The 21,709-nt window shown below is 73.8% G+C and carries 7 protein-coding genes; all 7 read left to right on the top strand.

Features of this window, described 5'->3' with window-relative positions; genetic code table 11:
* The first annotated feature begins 5 nt into the window (after positions 1-5).
* The 7 genes from ACIRG9_RS14085 to ACIRG9_RS14055 all read left to right on the top strand — a co-directional run bounded on the left by ACIRG9_RS14085 (position 6) and on the right by ACIRG9_RS14055 (position 21,590).
* Entirely contained in the window at positions 6-5,693 is a 5,688-nt protein-coding gene (locus tag ACIRG9_RS14085) for an SDR family NAD(P)-dependent oxidoreductase (RefSeq protein WP_402854852.1), read from the top strand.
* A 94-nt stretch (positions 5,694-5,787) separates the two neighbouring features.
* Positions 5,788-10,386 carry an amino acid adenylation domain-containing protein gene (locus ACIRG9_RS14080; protein ID WP_402854850.1) on the top strand — a complete coding sequence of 1,533 codons (4,599 nt, stop codon included), beginning with the start codon at positions 5,788-5,790 and terminating at the stop codon, positions 10,384-10,386.
* A 2-nt stretch (positions 10,387-10,388) separates the two neighbouring features.
* Positions 10,389-15,068, top strand: coding sequence for a condensation domain-containing protein (locus ACIRG9_RS14075; RefSeq protein WP_402854848.1), 4,680 nt, complete (start codon positions 10,389-10,391; stop codon positions 15,066-15,068).
* A complete protein-coding gene (locus tag ACIRG9_RS14070; RefSeq protein ID WP_402854846.1) occupies positions 15,065-16,810 on the top strand; it encodes an ATP-binding cassette domain-containing protein in 1,746 nt (581 codons plus the stop codon). The genes ACIRG9_RS14075 and ACIRG9_RS14070 overlap by 4 nt, the downstream gene beginning before the upstream one ends.
* Positions 16,764-17,534, top strand: coding sequence for a thioesterase II family protein (locus ACIRG9_RS14065; protein ID WP_402854844.1), 771 nt, complete (start codon positions 16,764-16,766; stop codon positions 17,532-17,534). The genes ACIRG9_RS14070 and ACIRG9_RS14065 overlap by 47 nt, the downstream gene beginning before the upstream one ends.
* A gap of 32 nt (positions 17,535-17,566) precedes the next feature.
* Entirely contained in the window at positions 17,567-20,461 is a 2,895-nt protein-coding gene (locus tag ACIRG9_RS14060; protein WP_402854842.1) for an amino acid adenylation domain-containing protein, read from the top strand.
* Between the two features lie 145 nt (positions 20,462-20,606).
* Positions 20,607-21,590, top strand: a complete 984-nt coding sequence (locus ACIRG9_RS14055) for a TauD/TfdA family dioxygenase (protein WP_402854840.1) — start codon at positions 20,607-20,609, stop codon at positions 21,588-21,590.
* The last annotated feature ends 119 nt before the right edge of the window (positions 21,591-21,709 follow it).

Raw genomic sequence — 21,709 nt, 5'->3', positions numbered from 1 at the left:
GGCAGGTGTCAGACGAAACCGGAGACCTGAACCAGGTCGCCGTCATCGGCATGGCCGGGCGCTTTCCCGGCGCCCCCGACGTGGGAGCCTTCTGGGCCAACCTCACGGCCGGCCGGGAGGGCGTCGTCGGTCTCTCCGACGAGGAACTGGCCGGCTCCGGGGTGGACCCGGAGCTGGCCGCGCGGGAGAACTACGTGAAGGCCAAGGGGGTGCTGGCGGACGCGGACCAGTTCGACGCCGCCTTCTTCGGCTTCCACCCCCGTGAGGCCGAGGTGCTCGACCCGCAGCACCGGGTCTTCCTGGAATGCGTCTGGACGGCGCTGGAGTCGGCCGGGTACGACCCGAAGACCTTCGCCGGGCGGATCGGTGTCTTCGCCGGGGCGAGCCTCAACTCGTACCTGCTGTTCAACCTGCTCGCCAACCAGCGGGCGGTGGACTCGGCCGGCAGCTACCAGACGCTGATCTCCAGCGACAAGGACTTCCTGGCCACCCGCGTGTCGTACAAGCTGGACCTGACCGGGCCGAGCATGACCGTGCAGACCGCCTGCTCCACCTCGCTGACCGCGGTGCACCTGGCGGTGCAGAGCCTGCTCAACGGCGAGTGCGACATCGCGCTGGCCGGCGGGGTCTCGGTCAGCGTGCCGCTGCACGGCGGCTACCTCTACGAGCAGGGCGGCATCCTCTCCCCGGACGGGCACTGCCGGCCCTTCGACGCGCAGGCGCAGGGGACCGTCGCCGGCAACGGTGCGGGCGTGGTGGTGCTGCGCCGGATGGCCGACGCCCGCGCGGCAGGGGACACCGTGGACGCGGTCATCCTGGGCACCGCGGTCAACAACGACGGCTCGCTGAAGGTCGGCTACACCGCGCCCAGCGTGGACGGCCAGGCACAGGTCGTCGCCGAGGCGCTGGCCGTGGCCGAGGTGGACGCGGACAGCATCGGCTACGTGGAGACCCACGGCACCGCCACCGCCCTCGGCGACCCGATCGAGATCACGGCGCTGACCCGGGCGTACCGCAAGCACACCGACCGGACCGGGTACTGCGCGATCGGTTCGGTGAAGAGCAACGTGGGGCACCTGGACGCGGCGGCGGGGGTGACCAGCCTGATCAAGGCGGTGCTGGCGCTGCGCAACGAGGCGATCCCGGCGACCCTGCACCACACCCGGGCCAATCCGGAGCTGGCGTTGCCGAGCAGCCCGTTCTTCGTCAACGCCGAGCTGCGGCCGTGGCCCCGGCAGGCGGCGCCGCGTCGGGCCGGGGTGAGCTCGTTCGGCATCGGCGGCAGCAACGTGCACGTGATCCTGCAGGAGGCGCCGGTCGGGGAGCCGGCCGGGTCCGCCGCCGTCGCCCGTACCGCGCACCGGGTGCTGCCGTTGTCGGCCCGATCGGCGACGGCGCTGGCCGAGGCGGCCGGCCGGCTCGCCGACCACCTGGCCGCGCACCCGGAGGTGGACCTCGACGACGTGGCGTACACCCTGGCCAGCCGGCGCCGGGCCTTCGAGCACCGGACGGCCGTGGTCGGCCGGGACGCCGCCGACCTGGTCGGCGCGTTGCGGCAGGCCGCGACGGCAGGCAGCGGCACGGTGGCCGGGCGGGACACACCGGTGGCGTTCCTCTTCCCCGGCCAGGGCGCGCAGTACGTGGGGATGGCCCGGGACCTGTACCGGTCGGTGCCGGAGTTCGCCGCGGAGTTGGACCGCTGCGCCGAACTGTTCGCCGCGCACCTGGGGGACGACCCCCGGCTGCCGCTGTTCGCGGACGACGACGAGGCGGGCGAGGCGGCGCTGGCGCTGGCCCGAACCTCGGTCACCCAGCCGGTGCTGTTCCTGGTCGAGTACGCGCTGGCCCGGCTGTGGATGTCGTGGGGCGTGCGCCCGGCGGCGATGGTCGGGCACAGCGTCGGCGAGTACGTGGCCGCCTGCCTGGCCGGGGTGTTCTCCCTCGAGGACGCGGTGGCGCTGGTGGCGGCCCGGGGCCGGTTGGTGCAGTCGATGCCGACCGGGTCGATGCTGGCGGTGTTCCTGCCCGAGGCGGAGGCGGCCGGCTGGCTGACCGACGAGCTGTGCCTGGCCGCGGTGAACTCCACCGGGCTGTGCGTGGTGGCCGGCCCGGCGGCGGCGGTCGACGAGCTGGAGCGGCGGCTGGCGGCGGCCGGGGTGGCCCGCCGCCGGCTACGCACCTCGCACGCGTTCCACTCGCCGAGCATGGACGCGGCGGTGGAGCCCTTCGTCGCGGCGGTACGTCAGGTCACGCTGCACCCGCCGGCGATTCCGTTCGTGTCCAACGTGACCGGTGCGTGGATCACCGACGAGCAGGCCACGGATCCCGCGTACTGGGGCCGGCACCTGCGGGCCCCGGTACGGTTCGCCGACGCCCTGGACGTACTCCTCGCCGACGAGGAACTGGTGCTGCTGGAGGTGGGTCCGGGGCAGACCCTGCGCAACTTCGTCCGCCAGCACCGGGCCTGGCACGAGCGGCGGACCGCGGTCGGCTCGGTGCGCCATCCGGACGAGCGGCGGGACGACCGCGAGTACCTGCTGACCGGGCTCGGGGAACTCTGGTCCGCCGGGACATCCGTCGACTGGACGGCCCGGGACGGCGACGCGGCCCGCCGGTTGCTGCGCCTGCCCACGTACGCCTTCCAGCGGCAGCGCTACTGGATCGAGCCGGAGAGCACGCCGGCGCCGCGCCGCGCGGTGACCACCGGGGCGGACGCGGAGTGGTTCCACGTACCCGGCTGGCGGCGGCTGACCGAGCCGGTCGCCGGGGTGGTGGACGGGAGTGCCGACGGGGCGACCCTGTGGGTGCTGCTCGGCGCCGACCTGCCCCTCGGGGCCGAGCTGGCGGCGCGGCTCGCCGGCGGCGACGCCGTTGTGCTGCGCGTCAGCGCCGGCGACGAGCTGCGGGAGACCGGCGACCGGGCCTGGGCGCTGGACCCGACCAGCCGGGACCAGTACGCCGGCCTGCTCAAGTCGCTGGAGGCGTACGCCCCGCGGACGGTCCGGGTGGTGCACCTGTGGAGCCTGACCGCCGAGCCGGCCGACGGCCTGGACGCGGACCGGATCGACCGGGCCCGCCGGTTCGGCTTCGACAGCCTGCTGGCCCTGGCCCAGGCGATCGGGGACGTGCAGCCGACCGGCAGGGTCGAGCTCGACGTGCTCAGCCGGGGCCTGTTCGGCGTGACCGGCGACGAGGAACTCCAGCCCGAGAATGCCCCGCTGCTCGGCGCCACCACGGTCATCCCGCAGGAGGTGCCGGACGTCAGCTGCCGGGTGCTCGACCTGACCGGCGCTGACCTGACCGGCGGGGGCGCGGCGACCGGCCCGGCCGGGTCCGCCGGCGGCCGACGGCCGGGCACCGCCGCCGCCGTCCTGGCCCGGTTGACCGCTCCCGCCGCCGACCGGGAGCTGGCCCTGCGCGGCCGGCACTGGTGGGTACGCGACTTCGAGGCGGTCCGGCTGGACGCTCCGGCAGCGGCGGGCACCCGTCTGCGTCCCGGCGGCGTCTACCTGATCACCGGTGGCCTCGGCGGCGTCGGCCTGGCCCTGGCCGAGCAGATCACCCGCGCGGTCGACGCCCCGGTGCTCGGGCTGCTCTCCCGCTCGGCCTTCCCGACCGAGGCGGCGTGGCCCGCCTGGCTGGCCGGGCACGGCGAGCAGGACGACACCAGCCGGCGGATCCGCCGCCTGGAGCAGCTCCGCGAACTGGGCGCCCGGGTGATCGTGCTGGACGCCGACGTCACCGACCGGGACGCCCTGGCCGGCGCGGTCGACCGGCTGCGCACGGCCGGCGGCGGGCTGCACGGCGTGATCCACGCGGCGGGGCTCCCGTCCCGGGGTCTGATCGCGGTCAAGTCCACCCAGGACGTGGCGGAGGTGCTGGCCGCCAAGACCGTCGGCACGCTCAACCTGGACGCGGTCTGCGACACCGACGAACTGGACTTCCTGCTGCTCTGCTCGTCGCTCACCGGGCTGCTCGGCGGTCCCGGGCAGAGCGACTACTGCGCGGCCAACGCCTTCCTGGACGTGTTCGCCCAGTGGCGGGCCGCCACCGGGGCGCCGGTGGCCGCCGTCGGCTGGGACACCTGGCGCAACACCGGCATGGCCGCCGGCCTCGTCGAGCGGCTGCACGGCGGCACCGCGCTGGCCGGGCATCCGCTGCTGCACCGGCTGGTCGCCTCGACCGGGAAGTCCCGGACGTACGCCACCACGCTCAGCACCGCCGACAGCTGGATCGTCGACGAGCACCGGATCATGGGGCACGGCCTGGTCCCCGGTACGACGTACCTGGAGTTGGTCAACGCGGCGGTGGCCGAGCAGGCCGCCGGCCGGGTCGTCGAGCTGCACGACGTGCTCTTCCTGATGCCGGTGATCGTGCCCGACGGGCAGACCCGCGAGCTGTTCACCACCGTCGAGGAGCGGGACGGGCAGCTCCGGTTCAGCGTGCAGAGCCGGGTCGACGGCGACTCGGCCCGGTGGCAGGAGCATGCCACGGGCCTGGTCTCCTTCCCCGAGCGGCCCACGGAGATCAGCCGGGATCTGGCCCGGCTGCGCGACGACTGCGCGGTCACCGAGGTGATCGACACCGAGGACGAGCTGAAGCGCCGGCTCAAGCTCGACCGGGTGGAGCAGGGCGGCCGGTTGCAGTTCTCCTTCGGTCCGCGCTGGCGCTGCCTGCGTCGCATCGAGGCCGGCGCGCAGCGGTTGATGGTCACCCTGGAACTGGCCGAGGAGTTCGCCGCCGACCTGGAGCGCTACCCGCTGCACCCGGCGCTGCTCGACGTGGCCGGCGCCTCGGCCCGGATCCGGGCCCGGGACGTCTTCTACCTGCCGTTCACCTACCGCAGCCTGCGGGTCTTCGCGCCGCTGACCCGGGTGATCCACTGCCATGTGGAGGTCGCCGAGTCGGGCGACTCCGGCGAGACCCTGACCGTCAGCATCGAGCTGCTCTCCCCGCAGGGACGGCTGCTGGCCAGCATCGTCGACTTCACCATCAAGCGGATCAACGACATCGACGGCCTGCTGGAACAGGTGCGCAGCGGTGCGGTCACCGCCGCCGACCCGGATACCGCGGCCGCGCCGGGCACGCTGCACGTCCTCAGCGAGGGGATGACCGCGGCCGACGGGATGGCCGCCTTCGACCGGCTGCTCGGCGCGCCGGTCCTGCCCGAGCAGGTGGTGGTCACCGGCCGGGACCTGGCCGGGCTGCGCCGGCTCGCGGCCTCGATCACCCCGGCGCTGCTCGCCGGTGAGGTCGAGCAGATCGCCCCGCCCCGGGGCACCCACCCGCGGCCCGACCTGGCCACTCCGTACGTGGCGCCGGCCACCGACGCGGAACGGGCGGTGGCCGAGATCTGGCAGGAGGTCCTCGGGCTGGACCGGGTCGGCGTCCACGACGACTTCTTCGCCCTCGGTGGACACTCGCTGGCCGCCGTGCAGATCGGCGCGAAGATCCGCGGCCGGTTCGGGGTGGAGCTGAACCTGCGCGGCTTCTTCGACAGCCCGACCGTGGCGCACACCGTGACCGTGCTGGCCGACCCCGGCGCCCCCACCGACCCGGCGGCCGACCGGATCGAGGCGGTCAGCCGGACGGGGCCGGACGGCGACCTGGCCGGCCTCGACGACCTCTCCGACGAGGAGGTCGAGGCGCAGCTGCGTGCCCTGCTCGCCGAGGACGACGGAGGGGAAGCGTGACCCGGATCCGTACCACCCGGCGTGAGCCGGCCCGTATCACCGCACCGGCCCGTATCACCGCACCGGCCCACCAGCGAACCGAGGATGATCGCCCGTGACCACCACCGACCTGGGCAGCCTGTCCGCCGCGGAGAAGCGCGCGCTGCTGGCCGAGCGGCTGCGGCAGAAGAAGCAGCGGCGGGAGTTCCCCGCCTCGTTCTCCCAGCAACGGCTCTGGTTCCTGGAGCAGCTGTCGCCGGGCAGCGCCGCGTACAACATCCCCGGGGCGGTCCGCATCCACGGCCCGCTGGACCTGGCGGTGTGGCGGCGCAGCTGCAACGAGATCAGCCGCCGGCACGAGGCGCTGCGGACCACGTTCACCGAGGTCGATGGCGAGCCGCGGCAGGTGGTCAACGCCACCGGTGAGCCGGAGTTCACCGTGGTCGACTGCGCCCACCTGCGCGGCCCGGCGGGCGAGGCGGGCATCCAGGAGCTGGCCCGCGAGGAGTTCACCCGCCCGTTCGATCTGGCCAGCGGCCCGCTGCTGCGGGTGAAGTTCCTTCGGCTCGGCCCGGAGGAACACGTCCTGCTGCTGACCATGCACCACATCGCGGCCGACCTGTGGTCCATGTCGGTGGCCATCGCGGAGCTGGTCGAGCTCTACGGTGTCTTCTCCGCCGGCCGCGCGTCGGCCCTGCCGGAGCTGCCGATCCAGTACGTCGACTACACCGTCTGGCAGCGGCAGCGGCTGGAGGGCGACGCCCTCGACGCCGACCTGGCGTACTGGAAGGAGACGCTGGCCGGCGCGCCGGCCGCGCTGGAGCTGCCGATCGACAAGCCCCGCCCGGCCGTCCAGAACACCCGGGGCGGCTCCCGCCCGTTCGCCCTGCCCGAGCCGGTGATGACCCGGCTGCGTGCGCTGAGCCAGCGGGAGGGCGCCACCCCGTTCATGACGTTGCTCGCGGCCTTCCAGGTGCTGCTGCACCGCTACAGCCGCGAGAACGACATCGTGGTCGGCGTGCCGGTGGCCAACCGGAACCGGCCGGAGATCGAACGACTGATCGGCTACTTCGTCAACACCCTGGCGCTGCGTACCGACCTCTCCGGCGACCCGAGCTTCCGCGAGCTGGTCGGCCGGGTCCGGCAGACCTGCCTGGGCGCCTTCGCCCACCAGGAGCTGCCCTTCGAACGGCTGGTCGAGGAGTTGGCCCCGCGCCGGGACCTGTCCCGCTCGCCGATCTTCCAGGTGCACTTCATCTTCCAGAACATCCCGATGCCCGAGTTCGATGTGCCGGGGCTGCGGCTGGAGCCGGTCGACGTGGAGAGCGCCACCGCCCGGTTCGACCTGGAACTGCAGGTCTTCGACCGGCCGGACGGGCTGACCGGCTGGTTCGAGTACAACACCGACCTCTTCGAGCCGGCCACCATCGAGCGGATGTCCCGCCACCTGGCGCAGCTGGTGGAGAACCTGCTCGCCGAGCCGGACCGGCCGATCGACCAGGTCGCGATGCTCGGCGCTGACGAGGAGCGGGACCTGCGGCTGCGCTGGAACGACACCCGGCGGGACTGGCCGCAGCCGGTGACCGTGCCGCAGCGCTTCGCCGCCCGGGCCGCCGCCACCCCGGACGCCCCGGCGCTGCGTACCGACCGGGAAACCCTGACCTACGCCGAGCTGGACCGGCGCTCGACCCAGCTGGCCCACCGGCTGCGGCAGCTCGGGGTGGCCCGGGAGACGCTGGTCGGAATCTGCCTGGAGCGCTCGGCCGACATGGTCGTCTCGCTGCTCGCCGTGCTCAAGAGCGGCGGCGCGTACGTCCCGCTGGACCCGGGCTTCCCGCCGGACCGGATCGCCTTCATGCTCGCCGACTCCGACCTGTCCGTGCTGCTGACCAGCAGTGACGTGCTGGAGAGCCTGGGCGCGGTGAAGGCGCGGCCGCTCTGCCTGGACCTGGTCGGCGACGAGTTGGCCACCGAGCCGGCCGAGCCGCTGGTGCTCGACGTCCGCCCGGACCATCTCGCGTACGTCATCTACACCTCCGGCTCCACCGGCCGGCCGAAGGGGGTGCGGATCCCGCACGGCGCGCTGGGCAACTTCCTGCTCGCCATGGCCGAGCGGCCCGGCATCGGGTCGGGTGACGCGCTGCTGGCGGTCACCACCCTCTCCTTCGACATCGCCGGGCTGGAGCTGTTGCTGCCGCTGGTGGAGGGCGCCAGCGTGATCGTGGTCGGCCGGGAGGTCGCCGCCGACGGCGAGCGGCTGGCCGCCGCCCTGGACCGCTCCGGCGCCACCATGATGCAGGCCACCCCCTCCACCTGGCGGATGCTGCTGGACGCCGGCTGGGCCGGGCACCCTGGGCTGCGGGTGCTGGCCGGCGGCGAGGCGCTCCCCGCCGAGCTGGCCCAGCGGCTGCTGGGCGGCTGCGCCGAACTGTGGAACATGTACGGGCCGACCGAGACGACCATCTGGTCGGCAGTGGCGCGGGTCGACCACGGGCCGATCACCATCGGTGAGCCGATCGCCAACACCGAGCTGCACGTGCTGGACGGCAGCGGGGCGCTGGTCCCGCTCGGCGTCCCCGGCGAGCTGCACATCGGCGGCGCGGGCCTGGCCCGGGACTATCTGGACCGGCCCGAGCTGACCGCCGAGCGGTTCGTCCGGCACCCGTTCCCGGTCGGGCTGGGCGACCGGCTGTACCGCACCGGCGACCTGGTCCGCCGCCGGGCCGACGGGAGCATCGAGTTTCTCGGCCGGCTGGATCACCAGGTGAAGCTGCGCGGCTTCCGGATCGAGCTGGGCGAGATCGAGTCGGTGCTGGAGCGGCAGCCGCAGGTCAACCAGGCGGTGGTGACCGTACGCGAGGACACCCCCGGCGATCAGCGGCTGGTGGCGTACGTGGTGGCCGACCCCGACGCGGACACCGAGGCGGACGCCGAGTGGCTGCGCGAGACGGACCAGTGGCGGGACGTCTGGGACGCCGCGTACGACGTCGAGGAGACCGGCGAGGTCGATCCGACCTTCGACACCCGGGGCTGGAACAGCAGCTACACCGGGGCGCCGATCCCGGTGGCGGAGATGCGCGGCTGGGCCGAGGCCACCGCCGAGCGGATCCTGGAGAGCGACCCGCGGTCGGTGCTGGAGATCGGCTGCGGGACCGGCCTGATCCTCTACCGGGTCGCCCCGCAGGTGCAGCGCTACTGGGGGACCGACATCTCGCCGGTCGCGCTGAACCGGCTCCGCGCCGACGCCACCTCGCCGGCCCGGGGACTGTCCGGAGTGGAGCTGTTCGGCTGCGCGGCCGACGAGCTGGCCACCCTGCCCGACCAGCGCTTCGACGTGATCGTGCTCAACTCGGTGGTGCAGTACTTCGCCGACGAGCGCTACCTGCTGCGGGTGATCGAAGGCGCGCTGCCCCGGCTCGCCCCGGGCGGATCGCTCTTCCTCGGTGACATCCGCAGCCTGCCGCTGCTCGAGTCCTTCCACACCTCGGTGCAGCTGGAACGGGCCGCGCCGGAGGACACGGCCGAGCAACTGCGCGAGCGGGTGCGCCGGGCGCTCGCCGACGACAAGGAACTGGTCTTCGACCCGGCCTTCTTCACCGCGCTGCCGGCCCGCTTCCCGCAACTCGCGCAGGTGCGGATGCTGCCGAAGCTCGGCGAGGTGAGCAACGAGCTGACCCGCTTCCGGTACGACGTACGGCTCACCGTGGCCGGCGGCGACACCGCCGCGACCCCGGTCGGGGACGTGGACTGGCTCGACTGGACAACCGAGCGGCTGACCCCGGACGGGCTCCGCGACCACCTGACCGGCGAGCGGCCGGCGTTGCTCGCGCTTCGGGGCGTACCGAACGCCCGGATCGACCGCTGGACCCGGGCCGCCACGGCGCTGGCCGAGGCGGGCGGCACGGTCGCCGAACTCCGGGCCGAACTGGTCGCCGCCGGGGACGCCCCGGCCGCCGTCGACCCGGAGCAGTTGCGCCGGCTCGCCGACGGGGCCGGTTACCGGCTCGACCTGGACTGGTCCGGGCACGGGCCGGCCGGGCACCTGGCCGGGGTGCTGCGCCGGCTGGGCCCGGACGGCCGCCCCGAACGGCCGCTACCCCGGCTGGCGCAGCCCGCCAGCTCGGTGCCGAGCGGCGGGCCGGAGCCGGTCGCGGGCGAGGAGCCGCGCTGGGACCGGTACGTCAACGACGCGCTCGGCCGCCGGACCCGGCGATTGCTGCCCCGGCTCCAGGCCGCGCTCGGCGAGCAGCTCCCCGACTACATGGTCCCGGCGATCTACGTCTTCCTGGAGGCGTTGCCGCTCACCCCGAACAACAAGGTCGACCGGAAGGCGCTGCCCGCGCCGGAGGCCGGCCGGCGGCAGGTGCAGTCGGCGTACGTGGCGCCGCGCAACCCGGTCGAGGAGGTGGTCGCCGGCATCTGGGCCGAGACACTCGGCGTCGACCGGGTGGGTGTGCTGGACGACTTCTTCGCCCTCGGCGGGCATTCGCTGCTCAGCACCCGCATGGTGGCCCGGGTCCGGGAGGCGTTCGGGGTGGACGTGCCGCTGCACCGGGTCTTCAGCGACCCGACGGTGGCCGGGCTCACCCGTGCCCTGTGCGCCGACCCTGCCCAGCGGGCGGTCGTCGAGAAGACCGCCGAGCTGTTGATCAGGCTGAGCGAGCTCTCCGACGACGAGGTGCAGCAGGCACTCGCCACCGACGGGAGGAAATAAGCATGTCGAGAGGTCGGTTCGCGCTCTCCGCGCAGCGGCTGGCGCTGCTGGGCAACCTGCTCAAGGAGGAGGGCATCGACCGCGCCACGACGCGGACCGTGCAACCCCGTACGGACCGCGACGCCCCGGTCCCGCTCACCTTCTCGCAGAGCCGGATCTGGTTCCTGGAGCAGTTCGCCGCGCACACCTCGGCGTACGTGATCTCCACCGCGATGTGGGTGAACGGCGACTTCCGCGCCGACCTCTTCGCGCGGGCCTGCGCCGAGGTGGTCCGCCGGCACGAGTCGCTGCGGACCGTCTTCGTCGACCTGGACGGCCGGCCGCACCAGCAGGTCCGGGCCGAGCTGCCCCCGGACGTGCGGATCGAGGACGTGCCCGGGGTGGCGCCGGAGGCGGTCGACGCCGAACTGCGCCGCCGCGAGGAGGAGTTGGTCGACCAGCCCTTCGACCTGTCCACCGGGTCGCTGCTGCGGGTCCGGCTGCTCCGCTTCGGCCCGCAGCGGACCGGGGTGCTGCTCAACCTGCACCACCTCGTCTCCGACCGCTGGTCGATGGGGGTGTTGTTGCGGGAGCTGATCGCCGGCTACCGGTCCCTGCTCACCGGGCTGCCCAACGACCTGACCGAGCTGCCGGTGCAGTACGCGGACTTCGCCCAATGGCAGCAGGAGCCGGCCGCCCAGGAGGCGTGGGCGGCGGACCTGGCGTACTGGACCGGTCAGCTCGGCGGCGCCCCGGCGGAGATCGGCCTGGTCGGCGACCGGCCCCGGCCGAGGGAGAAGAGCTACCGGGGCGACTCGGTGCCGCTGGAGATCCCGCCGGCCGTGGTGACCCGGCTGCGCGCGTTGTCCCGGGAGGAGAACGCCACGCTCTTCATGGTGCTGGGGGCCGCCTTCAAAGTGTTGCTGCACCGGCTCACCGGTGACGAGGAGATCGTGGTCGGTTCCCCGGTGGCCAACCGGCGGCTGGTCGAGTTGGAGCCGCTGATCGGGCTCTTCATGAACACCCTCGCGCTCCGCACCGACCTGCGCGGCGACCCGTCGTTCCGGGAGCTGCTACGCCGGGTCTGCGCGGTCTGTCTGGCCGCGTACGACCACCAGGGCATCCCGTTCGAGCGGCTGGTCGAGCAGTTGCAGCCGGAACGGTCGGCGGCCAGCACGCCGATCTTCCAGGTGCTCTTCTCGTACCAGAACGTCCCCTTCCCGGCCTGGCACGACGGGCCGGTTCGGGTCGAGCCGGTCTCGCTCGACGCCCGCAAGGCCGAGTTCGACCTGCTGCTGGATCTGTTCGAGGACGGCGACACGATCTGGGGCCGGTTGGAGTACAGCACCGACCTCTTCGACGCCGAGACGGCCGAGCGCTACGTGCGGATGTTCCACCGGCTGCTGCGTGGCCTGCTCGACGACCCGGACACCCCGCTCGGGGCGTTGCCGCTGGTCGGCGCCGTCGAGCGGGACGAACTGCTCGCCCTGGCCACCGGCCCGGCCCGCGCCGACAGGACCGGCGGGTCCGACCTGCCGTTGGTCGTCGACGCCTTCGCCGAGGCGGTCCGCCGCGACCCGGCCGCCCCGGCGGTCCGGTTCGGCTCCCGGACGGTCAGCTACGGCGAGCTGGACGCCCAGGTCGACGCGCTCGCCGGCCGGCTGGTGGCGGCGGGCGTACGCCGGGGCACCCCGGTCGGTGTCCGGTTGGGCCGTTCGGTGGAGCTGGTGGCCGCACCGCTGGCGGTGTGGCGGGCCGGTGGGGTGGTCGTACCCGTGGATCCCGCGCTGCCGGCGGACCGGGCCACCGACCTGCTGGTGGCGGCCGGGGTCGCGCTGCTGCTCGCCCGGCGGTCCGAGGACGACGCGCTGCCCTGGGCTGGGCCGACCTGCCTGGTGGACGACCCGTCCGCCGACCCGGCGGGGGTTTCCGACCAGACCGTCGGGGACGCCCCGGTGACCTCGTTGAGCGGCGGTGATCCCGCCTACATCAGCTACCCGGCCGAGCCTTCGGCCCCACCGCGGATCAGCGTGCACCGCCACGCAGCGCTGCGTGACCGGCTGTGCTGGCTGCGGGACGCGGTCGGGTTGACCGCGGACGACCGGGTGCTCCAGCAGGCCCCCGCCTCGGCCCCCTCGGCCTTCTGGGAGCTGTACGCGCCGCTGCTGGCGGGCGCGACCGTGGTGCTGGCCCGCCCCGGCGGGCACCGGGACGCCCGACACCTGGTGAGCCTGATCCGGGCGGAGCGGGTCAGCGTGGCCTGCTTCGTGCCCGACCTGCTGGCCGAGCTGCTCGACCAGCGCGGGGTCCAACGCTGCACCGCGCTGCGGCACGTGCTCTGCGCGGGGGCGCCGTTGACCCGGGAGGTGGTGGCCCGCTTCGCCGAGCGGTGCCCGGCGACCCTGCACAACCTGCTCGTGCCGGTGGACGTCGCCGCGCCGGTCACCGCTCACCGCTGCGCCGTCGACGGCGAGCCGACCGAACCGGACACCGTGGACGACGAAGGCCCTCGGCCACCGGTGCCGGTCGGCCGGCCGGTGCCCGGCATTCGGGTGCACGTCCTGGACCGGGCCGGCCAGCCGGTCCCGGTCGGCGTGGTCGGCGAGGTGCACGTCGGGGGAGCGGCCGTACCGGTCGCCGCGCACCTGGTACCGGATCCCTTCGCCACGGAGCCCGGCGCGCGGCTGCTGCGCACCGGTGAAGTGGGCCGGGTACGCCCCGACGGGACGCTCGAGCACCTCGGGCACCGGGACCGGCGGCTGCGGCTGCGCGGCTTCCCGGTCGACCTGGATCTGGTCGAGGCCACCCTGGCCGGACACCCCGGCGTCACCGGGGCGGCGGTGGTGGCCCGGGGCGAAGGGTGCGACGCGCGACTGGTCGGCTACCTCGCCGGGAACGCGGTCCCGACCGCCGGGGAGCTGACGGCGTACCTGCAGGAGCGGCTGCCGGAACACCTGGTCCCCGCGGCCCACGTCGAGCTGCCGGAACTGCCCCGGACGCTGACCGGCACGGTGGACCGCGTCGCCCTGCCCGAGCCGGTCCCGGCCGCCCTCGAGCCGCCGGCCGGTCGCCCGGCTCTCCGGGACGAGGTCGAGGAGGCGATCGCCGACATCTGGCGCGAACTGCTCGGCGTCGACGAGGTGGGACCGACCGACAACTTCTTCTCCCTCGGCGGGCACTCGCTGCTCGCCACCAAGCTCGCGGGGCAGATCGACGCCCGGTACGGCGTGCGGCTGCCGCTGCGCGAACTCTTCGGCAACCCGACAATCGGCTGGCTGGCCGAGCAGGTCCGGCACAACCGGGCGGGTGCGGACGCCGGGCCGGCGCCGATCCTCCGGGTCGACCGGGACGGCGACCTGCCGCTCTCCTTCTCCCAGGAGCACCTGATCCGGCACCATCCGCTCGGCCCGGTGGATCCGATCCACAACGTGGTCACCGCGCTGCGGCTGACCGGGCCCCTCGACGAGGCCGGGCTGCGCCGCAGCCTGGACGACATCGTGGCCCGGCACGAAGCGCTACGCACCCGGATCGTCGACGGCCCGCACGGGCCGGCGCAGCGGGTCGACCCGGCCGGCAGTTGGCCGCTGGACACCGTGGAGCTGCGCGACGCCGACCCGGCCGACCAGCCCGGCCGGCTCCGCGCCCTCATCGAGGAGCAGGGTCGGCGGCCGTTCCGGATCGACGCGGAGCCGCTGGTGCGCGGCCTGCTGGCCCGGCTCGGCGCGGACGAGCACGCGCTGGTGCTCACCATCCACCACCTGGCCACCGACAACTGGTCGTACGGGGTACTGGTGCGGGACCTGGTCGAGCACTACACGGCACACGCCACCGGCCGGTCGCCGCAGCTGCCGGCGCTGGCCGTGCAGTATCCGGACGTGGCGGCCTGGCAGCGGCAGCAGCTCGCCGCCGGGGCCCTGGACGTCCAGCTGGACCACTGGCGGCGCACGCTGGCCGACCTGCCTCCGGCGCTGACCCTGCAACCGCTGTCTACGGGAACCGGCACCGATCCCGCCACCGGCTTCACCCGGGCGTTCCGGGTCGATCCGGCGGTCACCACGCGGCTGCGCCGGCTCGCGGAGGCGGAGGGGGCCAGCCTCTTCATGGTGTTGCTGGCCGCGTACGACCTCCTGCTCGCGGCGTTCTCCGGGCGGGACGACATCCCGGTGGGCTTCCCCGAGGCGGGCCGGGAACGGCCGGAGACCGGCGAACTGATCGGCTGGTTCGTCAACCCGCTGGTGGTCCGGGCCGACCTGGCCGCCGCGTCGACCTTCCGGGAACTGGTCGGCCAGGTCCGCGACCGGACCCTGGACGCCTACGCGCACCGGGGCGTCCCGCTGTGGATGGTCACCGACGCCGGCTCGGCCGGTGATCCGACCCGGGTCCTGTTCAACCTGCTCAACGCCGAGGTGCCGGAGCTGACGCTGCCCGGGGTGCGGGTGGGCTCGCTGGAGATCGGCGACGACTACGTCTTCTCCGAGGTGCTCGGCAGCAATCTCAAACCGGCGGAGGTCGATCTCGCCTTGATCATGCGCGAACGTGGGACGGAACTGTTGGGCACCTGGCTCTACTCCACCGATGTCTTCGACGCGGGGGTCCTGGACCTGATGATGCGCCGCTGGGACCAGCTGCTCGGCTGGCTGGCCGACGAGCCGGCCGCCGCGCTGGCCGGCCTCCGCGCCCGGCTCCGGCAGGTGACGGCGTGAGCCTCTTCGCCTACCTGCTGCGCTACCGGCGAGGCCCGTTCCTGCTGGCCATCGTGGCCGGCATCATCAGCGGCGGCACCGGTGCGGCCTTCATCGCCATGGTCAACCTGGCCCTGGATGCCGACGGCGCCCCGACGACCCGGCTGATCTGGGGCTACGTGGCGCTCTGCCTGGCCACCCTGCTGACCCGGTTCGTCTCCCAGTCCATGCTGTACCGCCTCTCCCAGGGGGCGATCTACGACCTGCGCCGCCGCCTGATCGACGGCATCCTGGGCGCTCCGCTGCGGACCGTCGAGAGGACCGGCACCGCCCGGCTCTACTCGGCGCTCTCCGACGACGTGGTGGTGATCGCCGACGCGCTGCCCGGCCTGCCGGGCATCTGCTCCGGTGCCGCGTTCGTGCTGGTCGCGATCGTGTACCTGGTGATCGTCTCCCCGGTGGTGGCGTTGGCCACCGGCGGCACGATCGTCGTCGGCGTGCTGCTCTACCTGCTCATGTCCGCCACGGGAATCGGCGCGCTCAAGGCCGCCCGCGGGGAGCAGGACGTCCTCTTCGGCCACTTCCGCTCGGTCACCGAGGGAATCAAGGAGCTGAAGCTCAACCGGGACCGGCGTACCGCCCTGGTCGAGCAGGAGCTGGAGCGCACCGCGCTCGCCTACCGCCGGCACAGCGTCTTCGGCCTCTCCGTCTACGAGGGAGCCACCGGTGGCGGGCAGGGGGTGTTCTTCACCCTCATCGGCCTGCTGCTGTTCGCCTTCCCCGCCTGGTTCGCCCTGACCGGCCAGACGCTGGCGGCGTGCGTGCTGATCCTGCTCTTCGCCGTCTCCAGCCTCCAGGGCGTCCTCGTCTGGTTCCCCGCCCTGGGCCGGGCCTCGGTGGCCCTGGCCACGATCGAGGAGCGGCTGGCCGCGCTGAGGCCCGCCGCCGGCGAGCCCGCCGGCCAGTCGCCGGCCGCCGGCCCGGTCGGCGCCATCGGCGCGGCCGGGGCGGCCGCGCCGGCCGCCGCGACCGGGACGTCGACGACGGAAACCAACCGCTTCGCCGACTGGCGCAGCATCGCCTTCCGCGGGGTCAGCCACGTCTACCCGGGTCCCACCGGCGAGGAGTTCGTGCTCGGCCCGCTGGACTTCGAGTTCCGCCGGGGCGAGATCCTGTTCGTCGTCGGCGCCAACGGCAGCGGCAAGACCACCCTGGCCAAGGTGCTGACCAGCCTCTACCCGCCCGAGGCGGGGGCGATCCAGGTGGACGGCGCCGAGGTCACCGAGGCCAACCGGGAGGACTACCGCAACCTCTTCTCCGCGGTCTTCTCCGACTTCCACCTCTTCGACAGCCTGCTCGGGCTCCCGGCGGCCGACCGGGCCGACCGGGCCGAGCACTACCTGCGCCGCCTGCAACTCGACCACAAGGTACGCATCACCGGAGACCGGTTCTCCACGACCGCGCTCTCCCTCGGGCAGCGCAAACGGCTGGCCCTGCTCGTCGCGTACCTGGAGGACCGCTCCTTCTATCTCTTCGACGAGTGGGCGGCCGACCAGGACCCGACGTTCAAGGACTTCTTCTACCGCGAGCTGCTTCCGGAGCTGCGGGACCGGGACAAGGCGGTCGTGGTGATCAGCCACGACGACCGGTACTTCCAGGCCGCCGACCGGCTCGTCCGGCTCGACTACGGCCAGATCAGAGAGGAGGAGATGTCGGGTGGACAGGCGGTGGCTGGCCGGCCGGGAGTTGAGTCCGGGCGCTGACTTCCGGCTCTTCTGCCTGCCGTACGCCGGGGGCGGCGCGGCGGTCTACCGGGCCTGGCAGGAGGCGGCTCCGGCCGGGGTGCAGGTGTTGGCGCTGGAACCACCCGGCCGGGGCACCCGGTTGCGGGAGGCGCCGTTCCGGCGGGTCGCCCCGCTGATCCGGTCCGTGGCGGAGGCGCTGGCCGGCGCGCTCGACCGCCCGTACGCCCTCTTCGGGCACAGCATGGGCGGGCTGCTCGCGTTCGAGCTGGCCCGGGCGCTGCGCCGCCGCCCGGTCCGCCAACCGGCGCACGTGTTCGTCTCCGCCGCCGCGTCGCCGGGCACCGCACCGACCCGACCGCTGCTGCACTGCGCCACCGACGACGAGATCCGCCGGCGCCTGGTGGAGCTGGGTGGCACACCCCCGGACCTGCTGGCCAACGTCGAGCTGATGGAGCTGATGCTGCCCGTGCTGCGGGCCGACTTCGCGGTGCTGGAGACGTACGAGTACCGCGACGAGACGCCGCTGTCGGTGCCGCTGACCGTGCTCGGTGGCCGGGCGGACCGGATCGTGCCGCCGAAGGCGCTCGACGGTTGGCAGCGGCACACCTCGGCCGGCTCCCGGCTGCGCCTCTTCCCCGGCGACCACTTCTACCTGCACGGCGCCACCGCCGACCTGATGTCGACGGTGATGCGGGACTCCGGCGCGGCGGCCCTCGCCGGGCCGGCCCGGCTGCCCCACTGACGCTCACCGCACCCGGATCTCCAGGAGGAGACATGACCACGCTCGATTCGGTGACCAGGCAGCAGCCGGACGAGAGCGACATCGAGCCGTTCACCTTGCTCAGCCCCCGGGACCGGAAGATCGTCCCGCCCGGCGCCCGGGACGCGTACCCGCTGCCCGAGGCGCAGGCCGAGCTGGTGGAGGAGGAGCGGGCCTTCGCCGAGGTCGACCTGGACGCCCGGCGGGTCACCGACCCGACTCCGTTCTCGCCGGAGCGCCTCGCCTCGGCGGTACGGGCCGTGCTGCGCGCCCACGAACTGCTCCGTACCTCGGTCGACGTGTCCGGCGGCACCGAGCCGCTGTACCTGGTGCACCCGGACGCCCCGCTTCCGCTGGCCGAACACGACCACCGCAGCGTGGACGAGGCCAAACGGGAGGCGATGTTCACCACGCTGCTGGCGACCGAGCGGGCCACCCCGTTCGACCCGGCCACCCCCGGGCCGCTGCGGCTGACCGTGATCCTGGAGACCGAGCGGAGCTGGACGTTGGTCGTCGCCGCGCCCCGGGCGTTGGCCTCGGTGGTGGACCTCGCCGGCATCCTCGCCGAACTGCTCCGCGCCTATCACGCCGACGACGCGGTCCCGGCCGTCGCCGGCACCCGGCACGCGCCCTGCGTGGCCGGCGGGCTCGACGCCGCCGCCGACTTCGACGGCGCGGAGCACTGGACCCGGCTGCTGGCGGGCACCGCGTTCGCCCTGCCCGGCGGCTGGGGCGGCGAGCCGGGCAGCACCGAGCTGACCGTCGAGTTCGCCGACCTGGCCGCCGGTCTGGCCACGCTCGCCGACACTGCCGGGGTACCGCTGTCCACGGTGCTGCTCGCCGCCCACCAGACGGTGCTCGGCATGCTCAGCGCCGAACCGGCCGGGCACACCGAGACGGCCCTCGCCGCGCACGGACGGCCGGAGCAGGCTGGGACCGGCTGCGAACGGCTGCTGCACCGGTTCACCCTGCCCGTGCCGATGGTCACCGGCGCGGCGACCTGGCGCCGCCTCGTCACCCGGGTCGCCGCCGGGGAACGGGCCGCCTGGACCCACCGGTACGCGTACCGGCCGCCCGCCGCCGGGGACGGGCGGCGGCAGCACGTCCTCTTCGAGTGGGACGCCGCCGCCGACACCCCCGGCGAGCCGGTTTCGGGCCTGCCGGCCGACCGGGCGGAGTACGGCCTGCGGGTCACCGCCGGTCCGGCCCGGCTGCGACTGCGCGCCGCCGGGGAGACCGTCGACCCCGGGTACACCCACCGGCTCGCCGCCCTCTACCGGGAGGTGCTGGCGGCGATGGCCGCCGACCCGGACGGCGACGCCCGGGGCGCCTGGTTGCCCGCCGACGAGCGGCGCGCGGTGCTGGTCGACTGGGCGGTCGCCGGAACCGTGGACCGGGGCGGGGTGACCGTGGTGGACCTGATCCGGACCCAGGCGGCAGCCACCCCGGACCGGATCGCGGTGCGGGTCGGCGACGTCCGGCTGACCTACCGGGAGCTGATGCGGCGGGCCAACCAGCTCACCCACCACCTGCTCGATCTGGGGGCCGGCCGGGACACCCTGGTCGGGGTCTGTCTGGGCCGGACCCCGGACCTGATCCCCGCGCTGCTCGGCGTCTGGCAGACCGGGGCCGGCTACCTGCCGCTGGACCCGGAACTGCCGCCGGAGCGGCTGCGGCACATGCTCGACGCCGCCGACGCCCGGGTGGTGGTCACCTCCACCGTGCAGCAGCCCACCCTCACCGAGCTGTACGACGGCACCCTGGTCCTCGTCGACACCGAGGCGGCGGCCCTCGCGGCCCGTCCGGACACCGCGGTCGACGTGCTGATCGACCCGGCGCAGCTCGCGTACGTCATCTTCACCTCCGGCTCCACCGGCCGCCCGAAGGGCGTCATGGTGCACCACGCCGGCCTGGCCAACTATCTGCTCTGGACGGTCGACGCGTACGCCGCGCACGGCCCGGGCGGGGCTCCGGTCTTCTCGTCCATCTCCTTCGACCTGGGCATCCCGAACATCTTCACCCCGCTGATCACCGGGGAGCCGGTGCACCTGCTGCCCGAGCCACTGGACACGGCGGACCTCGGCGCGTACCTGCTCGACAGGGCCCCGTACAGCTTCATCAAGATGACCCCCGGCCACCTGGACCTGCTCACCTGGCAGCTCACCGCCGAGCAGGCCCGGAATCTGGCCGGCATGGTCATCGCGGCGGGTGACTCGTTCACCGAGGCGCTGGCCACCCGCTGGCTGGAGCTGGCCGGACCGGACGGGACAAAGGTGGCCACCGAGTACGGCCCCACCGAGATCACCATCGGCAACTCGGGGCAGCCTATCAGCGAGCCGCCGACCACCGAGCTGGTGCCGCTCGGCGTGCCCATCGTCAACACCACCATGTACGTGCTGACGGATCGGCTGGAGCCGGTGCCGGTCGGTGTGCCCGGGGAGGTCTACATCGGTGGCGTCGGAGTGGCCCGCGGCTACCTCGGCCGGCCCGACCTGACCGCCGAGCGCTTCGTGCCAGACCCGTACGGCGCTCCCGGCAGTCGCCTCTACCGCAGCGGGGACCTGGCCCGTTGGCTGCCCGACGGCACGTTGGAGTTCCTCGGCCGGATCGACAACCAGGTCAAGATCCGGGGGTATCGGGTGGAACTCGGCGAGATCCAGGCCCGGCTCGCCGCCCACCCGCACGTCCGCGACGCCGTGGTGCTCGCCCGCGAATCCGGCCAGGGCGACAAGCGGCTGGTGGCGTACCTGGTGCTCACCGCCGGGCACCGGCCGGACCCGACCGCGTTGCGCACGCACCTCGCCGCCGACCTGCCCGACTACATGATCCCCGCGGCCTTCGTCGCCATCGACCACATCCCGCTCACCACAAACGGGAAGGTGGACAGCCGCGCACTGCCCGCCGGGTGACCCGCGCTCGCCGTACCGCCGAACACCCGTCCATCCACGACACCGTGCCGCTCCTCCCGGACCAGCCGCCGGTCGGCTCCGCGTGGAGCCGGCGCGGGCCTGCCGGAGGGGGCAACCCCGGAATCCCTACGAGAGGACCGAACCGATGACCACGCTCGACCAGTCGACGACCCCGCAGGGGCTGACGCTGGATCTCACCGACGACGAACGGGCCGCGCTGGAGGAGCTGGCCAGGCAGCTCCTGTCCACCCCGCCGGCGCTGCTGGACGATCTGGCCTGGGTGGCGCAGGCCCGGCAGGCCAGCTGCCGGCTGCCGCTGAGGCTGCTGGCGACGCTGCGCGGCTTCCGCAACGACGCCGGTGCGACCGGCTCGCTGATCCTCACCGGCCTCCCCGTCGACGAGGAAGGCCTGCCGGAGACACCGACCAAACCGGAGTCGGTGGAGCGGGCGACCACCGTGCCGGCCGTGGTGGCCATGCTGATCGGCCTCCAGCTCGGTGAGGTGATCGCCTACCGGAACGAGAAGACCGGCGCCCTGGTGCAGAACGTGGTTCCGGTGCCCGGCCTGGAAGGGACGCAGAGCAACGCCGGGTCGGTGCCGCTGGAGTTCCATGTGGAGAATGCCTTCCATCCGCAGCGCCCCGACTATGTCGGCCTGCTCTGCCTGCGCAACGACCACGCCAAGCAGGCCGGCACCCTGGTCACCTGCGTCCGTCAGGCCCTGCCGCTGATCGAGGAGACCGACCGGAAGGTGCTGTGCGAGCCCCGGTTCATCACCGCGCCGCCCCCCTCGTTCCACCACGGCGACCGGACCATGCCGCACGCGGTGCTGACCGGCAGCCCCGAGGACCCGAACATCTGCCTGGACCTGAACGCCACCACCGGCCTGGACGACGAGGCCCGGGAGGTGATGGCCCGACTCAAGCAGGTCCTCATCGAGGTCTCGACCTCGCTGGTGCTCCAGTCCGGCTCGATGGCCATCATCGACAACCGGCTGGTGCTGCACGGGCGGACCGAGTTCACCCCCCGTTTCGACGGGCGGGATCGCTGGCTGCACCGGGTCTACGTGCACCTGGACAACCGGCGTAGCCGGGCACACCGGGCCGGCGCCGGCGCCGTTCTCAACTGACACAGAAATTTCCATAGATCCACTTATACCGACGGTAGGCTGTCCGGCGCCGGAGCGTCAGCGCCGGCAGTCGACCGCAGCACCAGTGGCCGGCCGGGACGACCGGTCGCCAGCCAAGA

It is taken from the genome of Micromonospora sp. NPDC093277 (assembly GCF_044765245.1).
Lineage (GTDB): Bacteria > Actinomycetota > Actinomycetes > Mycobacteriales > Micromonosporaceae > Micromonospora.
Note: the sequence above shows the minus strand (reverse complement) of the source record. Positions and strands in the feature narration are given on the sequence as shown.

Bases quoted from the DNA above. Each gene is read 5' to 3' on its own strand.
- ACIRG9_RS14055 (WP_402854840.1), top strand. From the start codon at position 20,607: ATGACCACGCTCGACCAGTCGACGACCCCGCAGGGGCTGACGCTGGAT.
- ACIRG9_RS14060 (WP_402854842.1), top strand. From the start codon at position 17,567: ATGACCACGCTCGATTCGGTGACCAGGCAGCAGCCGGACGAGAGCGAC.
- ACIRG9_RS14075 (WP_402854848.1), top strand. From the start codon at position 10,389: ATGTCGAGAGGTCGGTTCGCGCTCTCCGCGCAGCGGCTGGCGCTGCTG.